Annotated in this window: 11 protein-coding genes and 1 pseudogene; 9 read left to right on the forward strand and 3 right to left on the reverse strand. The window is 48.8% G+C overall.

Annotated features, from left to right (window positions below; genetic code table 11):
* Window positions 1-344: 344 nt before the first annotated feature.
* Both NV381_RS35645 and NV381_RS35650 read right to left on the reverse strand, forming a co-directional pair.
* Complete coding sequence (locus tag NV381_RS35645) at window positions 345-1553, reverse strand: MFS transporter (RefSeq protein ID WP_258218026.1); 1209 nt, start codon at window positions 1551-1553, stop codon at window positions 345-347.
* Between the two features lie 158 nt (window positions 1554-1711).
* Window positions 1712-2632 carry an aldo/keto reductase gene (locus NV381_RS35650; RefSeq protein ID WP_258218027.1) on the reverse strand — a complete coding sequence of 307 codons (921 nt, stop codon included), beginning with the start codon at window positions 2630-2632 and terminating at the stop codon, window positions 1712-1714.
* Between the two features lie 182 nt (window positions 2633-2814).
* Here NV381_RS35650 and NV381_RS35655 point away from each other — a divergent pair, with 182 nt between their 5' ends.
* Together NV381_RS35655 and lepB are read left to right on the forward strand one after the other, a co-directional pair.
* A complete protein-coding gene (locus NV381_RS35655) occupies window positions 2815-3255 on the forward strand; it encodes a hypothetical protein (protein WP_258218028.1) in 441 nt (146 codons plus the stop codon).
* A 92-nt stretch (window positions 3256-3347) separates the two neighbouring features.
* On the forward strand, window positions 3348-3878 hold the full coding sequence (gene lepB / locus NV381_RS35660) for a signal peptidase I (protein WP_258218029.1): 531 nt from the start codon (window positions 3348-3350) through the stop codon (window positions 3876-3878).
* A 72-nt stretch (window positions 3879-3950) separates the two neighbouring features.
* On the opposite strand, the gene NV381_RS35665 is transcribed toward lepB, so the two are convergent.
* Complete coding sequence (locus NV381_RS35665; protein ID WP_258218030.1) at window positions 3951-4211, reverse strand: hypothetical protein; 261 nt, start codon at window positions 4209-4211, stop codon at window positions 3951-3953.
* 609 nt (window positions 4212-4820) lie between these two features.
* Between NV381_RS35665 and pheS the strand changes: the two genes are divergently transcribed.
* The 7 genes and pseudogenes from pheS (at window position 4821) to NV381_RS38310 (ending at window position 15188) form a co-directional block, all read left to right on the forward strand.
* Window positions 4821-5855 carry a phenylalanine--tRNA ligase subunit alpha gene (gene pheS, locus NV381_RS35670; RefSeq protein WP_258218031.1) on the forward strand — a complete coding sequence of 345 codons (1035 nt, stop codon included), beginning with the start codon at window positions 4821-4823 and terminating at the stop codon, window positions 5853-5855.
* A 21-nt stretch (window positions 5856-5876) separates the two neighbouring features.
* Entirely contained in the window at window positions 5877-8327 is a 2451-nt protein-coding gene (pheT, locus tag NV381_RS35675; protein WP_258218032.1) for a phenylalanine--tRNA ligase subunit beta, read from the forward strand.
* Between the two features lie 367 nt (window positions 8328-8694).
* Window positions 8695-13014 (forward strand): hypothetical protein, encoded by a 4320-nt coding sequence (locus NV381_RS35680; RefSeq protein ID WP_258218033.1) that lies wholly within the window; start codon window positions 8695-8697, stop codon window positions 13012-13014.
* 26 nt (window positions 13015-13040) lie between these two features.
* Window positions 13041-13586 carry a CvpA family protein gene (locus NV381_RS35685; RefSeq protein WP_258218034.1) on the forward strand — a complete coding sequence of 182 codons (546 nt, stop codon included), beginning with the start codon at window positions 13041-13043 and terminating at the stop codon, window positions 13584-13586.
* A gap of 221 nt (window positions 13587-13807) precedes the next feature.
* The gene (locus NV381_RS38300; protein ID WP_308862426.1) at window positions 13808-14512 is read left to right on the forward strand and encodes a UDP-N-acetylmuramoyl-tripeptide--D-alanyl-D-alanine ligase; all 705 of its coding nucleotides are present in this window, start codon (window positions 13808-13810) and stop codon (window positions 14510-14512) included.
* 73 nt (window positions 14513-14585) lie between these two features.
* Window positions 14586-14639, forward strand: a pseudogene (locus NV381_RS38305) (hypothetical protein); the annotation flags it as partial.
* A 102-nt stretch (window positions 14640-14741) separates the two neighbouring features.
* A complete protein-coding gene (locus NV381_RS38310) occupies window positions 14742-15188 on the forward strand; it encodes a glutamate ligase domain-containing protein (protein WP_308862427.1) in 447 nt (148 codons plus the stop codon).
* Window positions 15189-15218: the final 30 nt, after the last annotated feature.

The following is a 15218-nucleotide window of genomic DNA, read 5'->3' on the forward strand; positions in this document are numbered from 1 at the left end:
GAACCTGTTCGTCAGTCGACCTGTAATGGTGAAGTGAAGAGCCGTATGCGTTAATAGCGCACGTACGGATCTGTGAGGGGTAAGGGGCGCAATCCAAGAGAAGGAGAGGCCCCGCCTACTCGACTATTTGGGGCGAATGATCAGTATTAGGCACAAAACAGAGAGATAACGGAATGGGCTGTTCCGTTACCTCTCTGTTTTTGTGCTTTTCAGGTGATTAAAGGAAGAAGTCCTTCCGCTACGGGCTTCCACTTACGTGGATGCAGCACAGCTAGTTGTCAGGACAACTGATTTCCTCCCATGCACCAACGTATGGATTCAGATTATCCGGATGGTTTTTCTTATTAGCTTTTGGCTGATTGTGCCGGGCTTCCTTGCTGTACGCTTTGGAGTGCCGCGACATCTTCTGCCTCCGGGGTTTCAGCCGAGCGGTAGCTGAAGAAGAATAAAACTCGTGTAATGGCAATGAGGACAAAGCAGCCCCATATTGGCAAAAAGGCAAGCAGTGCTCCGGACAGGAGCGCACCGATCCCGTTACCAGCATTCATAACGAGCTGAAAGTCAGAGAAGTAGACCATCTCTTTCCGGTGTTTAGCAGCTTCCCTCATCATAATGGTTTGAGAAGCGACCTCATTGACGGCAAGGCAAACTCCAACCCAGCCTTGGATAACGAGCAGCAGCCAGAACGAATGGATAAATCCATAGGGCAGTAAAGCAAGCGCCATGCCGATAATGGCTATTCCATATACCTTCATCATGCCGAAGCGATCCATGAGCATGCGGGCAACTGGCAGCAGCAGTGTCGATACAACACCTGCTATGACTACAAAATAAGCGATCTGCGAGTTGCTTAATTTCAATACGTTGACATGATAAATGACGAGCAGTGGAGCTACCATGGCGATTCCCGCATTGTTAAGCCCGAGCCACCACGTTTTACGGTCACATTCTTGAAAGGGACGTACCCAGGTAAGCTTGATCGGTTGTTTTTCTTTAGGAGCCAGCTCAGCCATAAGGGACATTCCGGCAAATGTGGATAAGCATCCGATTAGCATCGAAAATACATAGTTTTTTGGAAACATCCAATTATAGGCATCAAGAAAATGCCCGATTGTAAAGCTTCCGATGGTGACGATTACGATCCCGATAATTTTATTGTTACTGAATATTTTGGAAAAATCATTGGGAGACACCCATCTCCGCATAAGAGCAGGCTTCTGGGCATCCGACACCATGACCGATACCGCATTGACGGACCAGAAAAACAATAAGTAAGGAATTGGATTGGGAAGCAGTACGGAAAAGGCCATGCACAAAAATGCAAACTGACGGATATAGCCGCCTGTAAGAAAAACACCTCTGGTGACCGGCAGCTGTCGCGTTAGAAACGCTAACGACAATGCACAGAACAGAGGCGGAAGTGAGTTAGACAAAGCTATTTGGAAATTGGTTGCACCTAAACGTGCGATTAATACCTGCAAAAAGGTGAAGAAGAATACGCTTTTCATGTTTTGCAATGCGGCGTCCAGGTAGATGCGAGTTGAAAGCTTCATCGGTTCTCAATACCTTTCTTATCTTGGCTGCGGAGTCGAGCATAAGCTCCGTTAGTGACTTCTCCGACTAGCATACCTCGATAAGTTGACGAATTACATGGACGGTGCTATTGAAAAACATGGATTATCATGCTTTGGAAATATTAGAGAATAATACATCATTCTTTCCAGCTTTGAGGATGTAAATCGGAAATATAGGCTGCCGCTGCTGCATTGCTGATCACTTGCTCCGGGCTTTTGCAGCCTGGAATAACGGCCGTCACTGCCGGGTGCTTGAGGCACCACGCTAATGCCCAGGTCGCCATATCGACACCTTCCGGCACCTCGTTCTCGCGGATATGCGACACTTCCTCAAGCTTGCGCAGCGTCTGTTCACGGTCATGGTTATTGCGCACGTCATTTTCCGCGAATACAGCTCCCGGCTTGTACTTGCCGCTCAAATAACCGCTGGCCAAAGGCACGCGTGCCAGCACACCCAGATCCTGCTCCTGGCAGGACGGGAATACGCGTTCCTCCGGCTTTCGGTCCAGTCGATTATAAACGACTTGAATGACCTGTGAGTTAACTTTGGTTGAGGCCGCGGTTTGGTGCAGGTTATCGTTGCTGCCGATTGAAGTGCCCAAGTGCCTGATTTTTCCCGCTTGAACCTGCTTATCCAGCACCGTCCATAACTCATCGTTATCGAAAGCTTCATCCGAGCCGGAATGAAATTGATACACATCTATATAGTCGGTTCGCAGAGCCTTTAACGAATCCTCAAGCTGCTTAAGCACATCAGAGGCGGACCATAGCTGGTTACGGCTGAAATTTTCATTGAAGTGATGTCCGAACTTGGTTGCAATAACCCAATCCTCACGGCGTTTTCGAGAAATATAATTACCGATCAGCGCTTCTGAAACATGGTCCCCATAGCATTCCGCCGTATCAATCAGATTAATGCCTGAAGCTTGGGCTTGATCCAAAATAGCATCGGCCTCTTGCTGAAGAAATTGCTTGCCCCATTCTCCTCCGAATTGCCAGGTGCCAACACCAATGATGGATACTTTCAAATTCGTTGTTCCTAACCGCCGGTATTTCAAATCGAATCCCTCCCATGATCATATGTGTTCTCCTATATTTTAACGATATTATTTCCATGAAGTCAAAAAAGCCAATTTCTTGATTGCCTATTAGTTTTGGGATAAAATGCTGATTAAATATGCAAATTATGAAGTAGAAAAGATGAAATCAGCTTTTCGAAGGCTTAGGAGGTAATTCAACAATGCGAAAACAAATCATTATTTTGATGCTGGCACTAACCACTGCTGTCACTGGGTTAACGGCTTGTACCAAGAAAATAGACAAGACAGGAGCAAGTCCTGCAGTGCTGGAGGGTCAGTCCGAGCATTGGAGAGTAAAAATCCAATATGCGGCTAATGGAGATGCGCTTGACGAGATCCTGTCCATGCAAACAACAATAACTGAACAAACTATGGAAGAAGTTACGGCAACCATCTATCATAAAGACCAGGAACCTAAAGCACTGCCTGTTACTGAACCGTCTTTGTTCAGATCAGGCCAACCGCTGACCTTTGTTGATAAAGGGGCCGTTAAAAATTGGAAGGATACGGAACAGGTTGCAGTCGAATGGAAAATCGGTGAAACAAGAATAAAGGAATATGTAACGGTGGAAAATAAATCGGCAGCTGGAGCCCCCAAATAAACCTTATATACAAAATTTATGTTTTATTAATATTTCCTTTGTCTGAATCTTGTAAGGTATACATAAGGATCAGGCGAAGGGATGGGAGTATTGTGCAGCGAGTGAAACGATGGATCAAGGAATGGGTGCCGACTCTGGCGATAACTATAGCGATAAGCTTCACTTTCAATACGTATATAGCACAAGGGATGACCGTGCCGACCGGTTCCATGCTGCCGACTATTCAGCTCGAAGACAAGATTTTGGTCGAAAAAATGGTAGGGCTTACCAATTTTCAATTCGGTGATGTTGTTGTTTTCTATCCTCCGCTTCCTGGCCATGAAGAGGAGCGATTTGTTAAACGGTTGATAGGGCTGCCGGGAGATACAATTGAAATCAAGCAGGGTAAGCTAATCCGTAACGGACAGATCATAGAGGAAGCTTATGTAAAGGAACCGATCAAATACAGCTTTGGTCCGGTTCAAGTGCCGGAGGATCAATATTTTTTCTTGGGCGATAATCGCAATGACAGTCTTGACTCGCACTTATGGCCAACCCCATTTGTGAGCAAGGACAAGCTGGTAGGTAAAGTGATGTTTCGCTATTATCCAATTGCCGATATCGGTGTGTTGGATCCCAAGTAAGCTGATATTTGAAAGCCGCCTCCGTCAAAAGTATTTTTTGACGGAGGTTTTTAGTATGGCTTTTAGAGTTTATTAGCCTCTTCTGGTTTTACGCTGCGATATGCCAACTTTTTTGCCGGCACGATTTTTTTTCTGTTTGACGGAGGATACGCTGCACATTACGTCTTTGGAGGTAGCGGTGTAGATATGCTCGTAATGAGGCACGCAATGATGCTGGTTAATGATCTCAATAGGATGAATGACTTCAACAAGTTGAGGATGAAAGTGATTCTCATACATAGTCACCGGTGGATCAAAAATAGTTTTGGTAGGGCAATCTGGACAAAAAGCCATTTTCTTCAGCTCCTTTGATTGGGTATAAGACACTATACGTTACATTCGACCAATTGGTCTGTTCGATTGTCCCTGCTTCAAATACCCATTTCTCAAAGGCGTACTTTCCGGATCTGGACTGCCTGGCTTGCATCTTTAATCGAATTTGCATATAATATGCTAATACTTACATACAATGAAATGCGTTGACGGAGAAGAGTAAGCAGTGCCTCTATACAGGGAGGAGCCGCCGGAGATTGAGAGCGGTTCTACAGAAACAGGCTGCCGAAGTTCGCTCCTGAGCAGACCTTTGAACCCGTACGGTGAAATCCGCGGCAAGTAGAAGGAACCGGCCGCATCACATGCGTGAACCGTTATGTTTAATGAAGCGAGAGGCATCGACTGTTGCTTGTATTCCGGGAATTACCGGTCTGCAAGGAAACGCGGGCTTTTCGAAACTAGGGTGGTACCACGACTTTTTCGTCCCTGATCCGGGATGGGAGAAGTCTTTTTTGCGTTCGTTGTGTTGCACACAAGTACCGCTTACGAAAAAAGCTTGGTTAAAGTAAAGTTCGATAAGGCTTACGAAGAAAGTTTTGCCAAGGCAAAACTCGAAGGAGGAGAAGAATCATGAAAGAGCGTTTAGAGGCTTTAAAAGCAGAAGCGCTGCAGGAGCTGGCGCAAGTAACGAACCAACAGCAATTAAACGACATGAGGGTCAAATATTTAGGCAAGAAAGGACCGTTAACCGAGGTTCTGCGAGGTATGGGAGCATTAAGCGCCGAGGAGCGCCCAGTTATCGGCCAAGTGGCGAATGATGTGCGTGGAGCTATCGAAGCGGTTATTGAGAGCAAGCAAGCCGAGTACCTGCAAGCGGAAACCGAGGCCCGGCTTCGTGCGGAAACGATCGACGTAACCCTTCCAGGCAGACCGGCGGGTCTTGGTGCCGTGCATCCTATCAGCAAGGTAATTCAACAGATTGAAGATATTTTTGTAGGTATGGGCTATACCGTGGCAGAGGGTCCCGAGGTTGAGCAGGACTATTATAACTTTGAGGCTTTGAATTTGCCGAAAAATCATCCGGCGCGAGATATGCAGGATTCCTTTTATGTGACGGAAGATATTTTGCTGCGTACGCATACTTCACCCGTACAAGTGCGGACGATGGAGAAAATGAAGGGCGAGGTGCCGGTTAAAATCATTTGTCCGGGACGCGTATACCGCCGCGATGATGATGATGCGACTCACAGCCATATGTTTACACAGATTGAAGGTCTTGTAATCGACCGGAATATTCGTATGAGCGATTTGAAGGGAACTTTGCTACAGTTCGTACAAGAGCTGTTCGGCAAACAGACACAAATTCGGATGCGCCCGAGCTTTTTCCCTTTTACGGAGCCAAGCGCTGAGGTTGATGTGACCTGTGCCATGTGCGGCGGTGCGGGATGCAGAGTCTGCAAGCAAACCGGATGGCTGGAAATTCTAGGTTCCGGAATGGTGCATCCACGTGTATTGGAAATGGCCGGCTATGATCCGGAAGAATATAGCGGCTTTGCTTTTGGAATGGGAGTCGAACGGATTGCGATGCTGAAGTATGACGTTGAAGACATTAGACATTTTTATACGAACGACCTTCGATTCTTGAAGCAATTTGTACATCTGTAAAAGAGAGGAGCGTGAGCGGACATGAAAGTATCATATCAATGGTTGTCCCAATATGTGGACGTGAGTGGATATACAGCCGCAGAGCTGGCGGAAAAGCTAACGCGCAGCGGTATTGAAGTGGATTTTGTGGAGGACCGTAACAAGGGCGTGGAGGGCGTGTACGTCGGCTACGTGAAAACGCGTGAAAAGCATCCGGATGCGGATAAGCTGAGCGTGTGTACGGTGGATGTGGGTCAAGCAGAAGATTTGCAAATCGTATGCGGGGCAAAAAATGTGGATGCAGGGCAAAAAGTGCCTGTAGCTATCGTTGGAGCGAAGCTGCCGGACGGCTTGAACATTAAGCGGGCGAAGCTGCGTGGTGTGGAATCGCAGGGAATGATCTGCTCAGCCAAGGAGCTCGGCTTGAATGATAAGCTGCTGCCGAAGGAAATTCAAGAAGGTATACTGGTACTGCCGGCGGATACCAAGGTTGGGGAGCCTATCCTGGATGTGCTTGCCATAAGTGATCATGTAATGGATCTGGATTTGACGCCGAACCGATCCGATTGCTTAAGCATGCTGGGTGCCGCTTACGAAATCGGTGCTATTCTTGGACGTCCAGTGAAGCTTCCTGATTCAGAGCAGGGTATTGCCGGCAGCGCTTCTGCTGTTCAAGCAGCCAGCCGCATCTCTGTCGAAATTACAGCGGAGGAGCAATGCTCTCACTATGCTGCACGATTGATTGAAGGCGTGAGCATTGGGACATCTCCACTATGGATGCAGAACCGTCTGATGGCGGCAGGCATTCGCCCGATCAACAATATTGTCGATATCACAAACTATGTGATGCTTGAATATGGTCAGCCGCTACACGCGTTTGACGCAGATAAGCTCTCCAATGGTCATATCGACGTTCGTATGGCGAAGCAGGGTGAGAAGCTTATAACGTTAGATGGTGTTGAGCGTACATTAGAATCCCACATGCTTCTGATTACTGACGGAACTAAACCGGTAGCAATAGCAGGCGTGATGGGCGGGGAAAACTCCGAGGTTACGGAAAGTACAACTCGTATTTTACTGGAATCAGCTAAATTTGACGGCGGCACAGTGCGCAAAACATCACGTCAGCTTGGGCTTCGTTCGGAAGCTTCCTTGCGTTTCGAGAAGGAAGTTAATCCTGAGGCTGTACTGCCGGCATTGAATCGTGCGGCTTCGCTTATTAGCGAGTACGCTGGCGGACAGGTAGCGGTGGGAACGGTTGAGGCAACGACTCAGAAGCATCAACCGGTAAAGATTGACTTGTCCGTTGGACGTATCAATGATTACTTGGGTACAGAACTGACTGCTGAACAGGTGAAAAGTATTTTTGACCGTTTAAGTTTTACTTCTGATGCTAACGGCGAGCTATTCACGGTTCATGTACCGAGCCGTCGTGGCGATATCACAAGAACAGTTGATTTAATCGAGGAAGTAGCGCGTCTATATGGCTACGATAATATTCCTACAACACTTATGTCAGGTGTAACGACACCGGGGGCGCTTAATAAAGAGCAGACGATTCGCCGTCTGGCTCGCAATCTGCTTACCGGCAGCGGGCTGTATGAGGCAATTACGTATTCATTTACACATCCTCAGCAGATTGTTGATTTCCCCGGCGCTTATAAAGAAGCTAAACCGGTGGCGCTTGCTATGCCTATGAGTGAGGATCGGAGCACATTGCGTACGAGTCTTATCCCTCATTTGCTGGATGCGGCTTCGTATAACCGTAATCGTAATACAAACGATGTTGCAGTATTTGAAATTGGCAAAGTATTCGTAACGGAGGAAGCATCGCTTTCCCATTTGCCAGATGAGCGCTTGATGTTGGCGATACTTTTGACCGGTAAACGTCAGGAAACTCATTGGGCCGGTAAATCAAGAGATGTCGATTTCTATGATTTAAAAGGTGCATTTGAGAGCTTGATCAGCTATCTTGGGCTGTCAGGCACTGTTGGATATACAGTAGCTCAGCCGGAAGGCTTCCATCCGGGACGTACAGCACATATCACTTTGACAACGGCTGAGGGCACCAAAGTAATTGGAACGCTTGGGCAGCTTCATCCTACACTTCAACAGCAGAAGGATTTGGCTGATACGTACGTATTAGAGGTTGAATTCACCGTGCTGGCAGAACATGCGGATGAACAAATTACTTACAAGCAATTGCCTCGTTACCCATCTATAGGACGTGATATTGCCGTTGTTGTTAATCGCGAAGTGCAGGTCGGTGATTTGACTGCCAAAGTAAGCGAAGTTGCCGCTGAACTGCTTGAATCCATCCAGGTATTCGATATTTACACAGGAGATCGTTTGGGCGCTGATAAAAAAAGCGTAGCTCTTTCTTTGGTTTACCGGACTCCTGAACGTACGTTGACGGATGAAGAGGTAAGCGAATTGCATGCCAAGGTCGTTGATGCATTAGAGAAGACTTTTGCTGCGGAGTTGCGTAAATAGTTTATAGGAAGAATGTCTCTGGAATTTGAACAAAAGTACGCCTTTAATAGCAGGAAAAGCGGTTCAACGTATCGAATTAACATGAGATACGAGGGACCGCTTTTTTGGTTGGCTGGAAAGTATAAGTTTTAAACACTTTCCTTCGCTTTACCTTGACACAAACGTGCTTGTTCCAAGGACATAGCAGATGTATATCCTTGGATAAGGATTTTCTGAAAAGCAATAGGACTATGCCGTCTTTACTTTACTTAAAATGAATTTAGAAAGATCGTTTTTTTTTAGAAACAGGGAAGATTGCCGAAAGGCTGGTAAGGATGTTTATACCTCTTTAGGGGAATTAAGTTAAGTCCGAAAGGAGAGCTTACAGGTGAGTGAAGATAAAATCCGGATGACGGTAGATATATTTGGCAGCCAATATAAGCTGGTTGCCCAGACGAACGTTACATATATGAAGCGGGTAGCTGCGCAAGTCAATGAACAAATGCATAAAATTGCCGCGGGATCCCCGCGATTGGATACGCCGAAGATTGCTGTGTTAGCGGCGGTACATATGGCTAGTGATTATTTTAAAATGCAGGAGGAGCTGGAGCAATCTCTTGATAAACAGCGGCAGCTGGAGCAATCCCGAGAGGATCTCAGCAAGCTCCAAGAACAGCATACGCTGCTTCAGCAGCAGTTGGTAGGCGAGCAGGGACGAATACAGCAATTGGAATCGGTCAGCCAAGGTCTGGAAGCTGAGAAGAAGCAAGTGAAAGCTGAGGTGGAAAAGCTTCGCGAGGCTGCGATTCAATCGAAGCAGCAGCAGGAGCGGTTGGAAGCGAATTATCGAACCGAGCGAGAGAACCGCAGTCAAGCTGTAGAACAGCTGCAGGCTGTACAGAAGGAAGCCGCTGAGCTTCAGGAGCTGAACAAGTTACAGGAAGCGGAGCTTGCGGCGGGAACAGAGCGATCAGCTGCATTGGAACAGCGATTGGTGAAGCAGTCCGAGGAGAAGAAACAGCAGGATCAGCGGATTGAGCAGCAGTTGAAGGAGCAGCGCAGCCTGCGCGGCCAATTGGAAGAGAAGCAAAGCCAACTGAATAAACAAGGGGAGGCACAACGGAAGTTAGAACAGCAGCTGCAGCAGGAGCAAGGACAGCTGCAAACCTTACGGTCCCAGTTGGAGGAACAGCAAGGCGAGGTGCAGGAACTGGAAGCTCTTTGCAACAGCCGACAGCAGCAGCTGGAGGAGCTGAGTCTGCAGAACGATCAACTGCAGGAGCAAGTACGCGAACATCTGCAAGAGTATGAATTGCAGCTTGAACTATACAATGAGCTCCAGGTTGAGCTTAAACAAGAGCAGGATCGTGGTCGTGTAAGTGAGGAGCAGTTGCAAGAGCAGCATGAACAGAAGAGGCAGCTGCAGGTACAGCTCGGCCATCAAGCTGAGGAAGGACGTCTTCTGCAAGAGCGTCTGGAGCAGGAAAGAGCGAAAAACGAGCTAGCGCTGCAGGAGCAGCGTGAGTTGCAAGAGCGTCTAGAGCGACAGCTGGCGGAAGAGCGCGAGTCGAGCGAGTTAGCGCTACTAGAGAAGCAAGAGAGTTTGGAGCAGCAGTTGGCGCAGGTGCGCGAGCAAAGCGTGGAAGAGCAGCGTGAGCTGCAAGAGCGTCTGGAGCGACAGCTTGCGGAGGAGCGCGAAGTGAGCGAGTTAGTGCTAATGGAGCAGCAGGAGCGTCTGGAGCAGCAACTGGCACAGCTGCGCGAGCAAAGCGTGCAAGAGCAGCGTGAGCTGCAAGAACGTCTGGAGCGACAGCTGGCGGAAGAGCGCGAAGCGAGCGAGCTAGCGCTGCAAGAGAAGCAAGAGAGCTTGGAGCAGCAGTTGGCGCAGATGCGTGAGCAAAGCGTGCAAGAGCAGCGTGAGCAGCAAGAACGTCTGGAGCGACAGCTGGCGGAAGAGCGCGAAGCGAGCGAGCTAGCGCTAATGGAACAGCAGGAGCGTCTGGAGCAGCAGCTGGCGCAGATGCGCGAGCAAAGCGTGCAAGAGCAGCGTGAGCAGCAAGAACGTCTGGAGCGACAGTTGGCGGAAGAGCGCGAAGCGAGCGAGTTAGCGCAAATGGAGCAGCAGGAGCGTCTGGAGCAGCAGCTGGCGCAAGTGCGAGAGCAAAGCGTGCAAGAGCAGCGTGAGCAGCAAGAACGTCTGGAGCGACAGTTGGCGGAAGAGCGCGAAGCGAGCGAGTTAGCGCTAATGGAGCAGCAGGAGCGTCTGGAGCAGCAGCTGGCGCAGGTGCGCGAGCAAAGCGTGCAAGAGCAGCGTGAGCAGCAAGAGCGTCTGGAGCGGCAGCTGGCGGAAGAGCGCGAGTCGAGCGAGTTAGCGCTAATGGAACAGCAAGAGCGTCTGGAGCGACAGCTGGCGGAAGAGCGCGAAGCGAGTGAGCTAGCGCAAATGGAGCAGCAGGAGCGTCTGGAGCAGCAGCTGGCGCAAGTGCGAGAGCAAAGCGTGCAAGAGCAGCGTGAGCAGCAAGAGCGTCTGGAGCGACAGCTGGCGGAGGAGCGCGAAGCGAGCGAGCTAGCGCTAATGGAGCAGCAGGAGCGCCTTGAGCAGCAACTGGCGCAAGTGCGCGAACAAAGCGCGCAAGAGCAGCGTGAGCAGCAAGAGCGTCTGGAGCGACAGCTGGCGGAAGAGCGCGAGTCGAGCGAGCTAGCGCTGCAGGAGAAGCAAGAGAGCTTGGAGCAGCAGCTGGCACAGGTGCGTGAGCAAAGCGCGCAAGAGCAGCGTGAGCTGCAGGAACGTCTGGAGCGACAGCTGGCGGAGGAGCGAGAGTCGAGCGAGCTAGCGTTAATGGAACAGCAAGAGCGTCTGGAGCAGCAGCTGGCGCAGGTGCGCGAACAAAGCGCGCAAGAGCAGCGTGAACAGCAAGAGCGACTGGAGCGACAGCTGGCGGAAGAGCGAGAGTCGAGCGAGCTAGCGCTGCAGGAGAAGCAAGAGAGCTTGGAGCAGCAGCTGGCACAGGTGCGCGAGCAAAGCGCGCAAGAGCAGCGTGAGCTGCAGGAACGTCTGGAGCGACAGCTGGCGGAAGAGCGCGAAGCGAGCGAGCTAGCGCTGCAGGAGGAGCAAGAGAGCTTGGAGCAGCAGCTGGCACAGGTGCGCGAGCAAAGCGCGCAAGAACAGCGTGAGCTGCAGGAACGTCTGGAGCGACAGTTGGTGGAGGAGCGTGAAGCGAGCGAGCTAGCGCTGCAGGAGAAGCAAGAGAGCTTGGAGCAGCAGCTGACGCAGGTGCGCGAACAAAGCGAGCAAGAGCAGCGCGAGCTGCAAGCACATTTGGAGCGACAGCTGGCGGAAGAGCGCGAAGCGAGCGAGCTAGCGCTGCAGGAGAAGCAAGAGAGCTTGGAGCAGCAGCTGGCACAGATGCGCGAGCAAAGCGCGCAAGAGCAGCGCGAGTTGCAAGAGCGTCTGGAGCGACAGCTGGCGAATGAGCGCGAAGCGAGTGAGCTAGCGCTGCAAGAGAAGCAAGAGAGCTTGGAGCAGCAGCTGGCGCAATTGCGCGAGCAAAGCGTGCAAGAGCAGCGCGAGCAGCAGGCACGTCTGGAGCGACAGCTGGCGGAAGAGCGTGAAGCGAGCGAGCTAGCGCTAATGGAGCAGCAGGAGCTTCAGGAGAAGCAGCGCAAGCAAAATGAAGCAGTTGCAGCTCAATTGCAGGCTCAGCTAGAAGCACAGCGGGAGCAATTCGCTGAGCAGCAGCGTCAGCTGGATAGCGCGTTGGAGGAGGCTCAGCTGCTACAGGAGCTGCAAGATGAGCTGCAGTCGCAGCATGAAAGTCTAGAAAAGCAGCTTCAGGAGCAGTATGCTCAAAGCGCACAAGCACTTCGCGAGCGAGATGAGCGCTATGCTCTTCTAGAGCAGGAGCTGCGTCAGCGTGGAGAACGGCTTGTAGAGCAGCAGCAGCAGCTTACGACTATGCAAGAGGAACATCGCGGATTATTGTCGCAATTCCGTGAGCAGCAAGCTTATCAGCAGCAGCTGCAGGATACTGTCGGTCAATGGCAACGCCGCAGCGATGAACTGACCAAGCAGATCGAGGAGCAGCGCAGTCAATTGAATGGACAACGCGAAGAGTTGGAACTTCAAGAGGAGCTCTACAGCGAGCTTGAAGGCCAGTTTACCGAGCTGCAAGCCAGTTTAAAGCAGCAGGAGGGTCAGAGCCGCGAAGCGATAATGAAGCTGGAAGAACGTTGCCATTCGCTGCAAGAGCAGCTTCAAGGGCAAGGGGAAGCAGCAGCAGCGCTTGAAGCTCAACTTCAGCAAGGTACTGGTCAATATGCAGCGCTTGAGCGTGAATATCTCGAACAATTGGAGCATAACCAAGCATTGGATAAGCTTCAGGAGGAACAACAGGGGCGAATTGAACTTTTGGAGCAGCAGTCCAGACAATGGCAGACCCGTACGGACGAATTATCTGGAGAGGCCGAGAAGATCCGCCGTCAGTTTACAAGCCAGCAAGAAGAATTGCTGCTGCAAATAGAGCTATATAATGAGCTGCAGGACAAATATGATGAACAGACTCAACAGCATCATTCACTGCAAAATGAATACATGAGCCATCAAGAGCGTGCTGAACGGATTTTCACGGAGCTCGGGGAACTGAAATCCGAATATGAAAAGCTGCAAACCGAATACAACGAATGGATTGAGCTTGTAGAAAAGGAATAGAATAAAGGCATAAGTGAGGAAGCAGCATGAACGGATTGGATTGGGCGGCCGTTGTTTTAACGGTAGCTGGCACCATGTTAGGGTATTACCGTGGGTTAGTCAGTCAGCTAGTATCCGTCGCAGGTTTATTTATCGCTTATGTTGTGGCATTTGCCTTTTATCGCGATGCAGCACCTTGGATTGCCGAGGTGCTGTCTTTGCCTTCATATGAGACTTACAAGAAATATGAGTTTCTTGTCAAAGGACTTAACCTGGATGCTTATATGTACAATGCCATTGCGTTTGCTCTGCTGCTTTTCGGAGTAAAACTGGCTCTAAGCATAGTCGGGCGGGTACTGAACTGGATAGCATTGACACCGGGAATCAAAATGTTTAACAAATGGAGCGGCGGCTTGTTAGGCTTCGCTGAAGCAGTGCTGCTTGTAATTATTGCTGTACAAGTAATGACAGTTATACCGAATGATACGGCACAACGCTTGCTGAAGGGATCCACAACAGCCCCGTATATTCTGAACGCATTGCCTTCTGTCACGGATAAGCTTCATGAGCTGTGGAACAAGAAAAATGTGTAGTAGTGAGGTTGAGGGCATTATACAGTTCATATCATCCACATAGTAACCATTGTTAATGGGAAAACGGTTTTATGCGAAATGATTCGCGAACAAAACCGTTTTTTTATTTTGAGCTTTTTCTGCAAAATGAAGCCACTGCACTTATCGTTAACTAATCGAATTTTATTTTAGCTATCATATATATATGAATACATTCATTTGAATTTAAGGAGGGAAGTAATGTGATACAACGTACTCTTCGGCAAGTAGAAGAAATGTGTTTCGGAGAAGGCTTGGAGGACTCATTTTTAGAAACAGTGGTTCAAGGCGTTTCTATAGATTCAAGAACTATTGAAGCTGGGTCTTTGTTTGTGCCCATTGTTAGGTTGAAAAACGGGCATGATTTCGTTAAAGAGGCCATTCTAAAAGGTGCTGCGGCGTCACTTTGGCAAAAGGATCAACCTGATCCGCCTCAAGGCATTCCATTAATCTTCGTAGATGATTGTGTAGCAGCTCTTCAGCATTTGGCGAGTTCTTATCGAAAACAGCTGTCAATAAAAGTAATCGCTATTACAGGAAGTAATGGGAAAACTACAACCAAGGATATGGTAAGCTCAATCGCAGAGACTACTTACAAAGTCCATAAAACTAAAGGAAACCTTAACAGCCAGATCGGGCTGCCTTTAACTCTTCTTGAGATAAAGGAAAATGTGGAGGTAGTCGTTCTTGAGTTAGGGATGAGCGAACGCGGACAGATTGAACGGCTGTCAAAGATAGCCAACCCTGATATAGCTGTAATTACAATGATTGGACTTTCTCATTTATCATCTTTAGGATCCATAGAGGAAATAGCGGCGGCTAAGCTGGAAATAGCAAAAGGGTTGCAGAGTAATGGTGTTCTTGTGTTCAATGGTGATGAGCCGTTGTTGAAAAAATGGAATAAATGAACTACAACTTTCCAGCTCCATTCGGATAGTTCATTTTGGAGTAGATGAATCAAATGATTATTATGCGACTGCTATTCAACAGCAGGATGAAGCTACTTCATTTAGAGTAAATACATTTAATGAACCTTGCAAGATTCCAATCCTTGGTAAACATAATGTTCAGAATGCCCTTGCTTCCATAGCTGTTGGCTCAATTCTGGGCATTCCAACAAACCGCATAAGGATGGGATTGGCGCAATTACAAATGACCGGAATGAGAATGGAAAAGGTGGAGTCTGAAGCTGGATTTACGATTATAAATGATGCCTGGAATGCAAGCCCTGTATCCGTGAGGGCAGCCATTGAAACTTTCGAGGAGCTGCAAGGATATAATCGCAAATTTTTAGTATTGGGTGATATGCTGGAGTTAGGTGAGCTTGAAAAACAATTTCATAGGGAAATAGGGGAGAGCATCAACCCAGATAAAGTCGACTATCTATTTACATTAGGTGAGCTGGCCAAAGAAATGGCTATAGAAGCAACCAAAAAATTCAAAAATACTGATCGTGTCAAAGCTTTTCAACATAAAAAAGAAGCAATCCAAGAGATCCGTAAGATTATCCGGTCACAAGATATACTTTTGGTAAAGGGCTCCCGAGGGATGCAATTAGAGGAAATTGTTTGGGAACTTTCTTAAGAAATAATGGTGTTGAACTCTCTTTTTCGC

Origin of the sequence: Paenibacillus radicis (ex Xue et al. 2023) (genome assembly GCF_024722015.1) — a bacterium.
GTDB lineage: Bacteria > Bacillota > Bacilli > Paenibacillales > NBRC-103111 > Paenibacillus_S.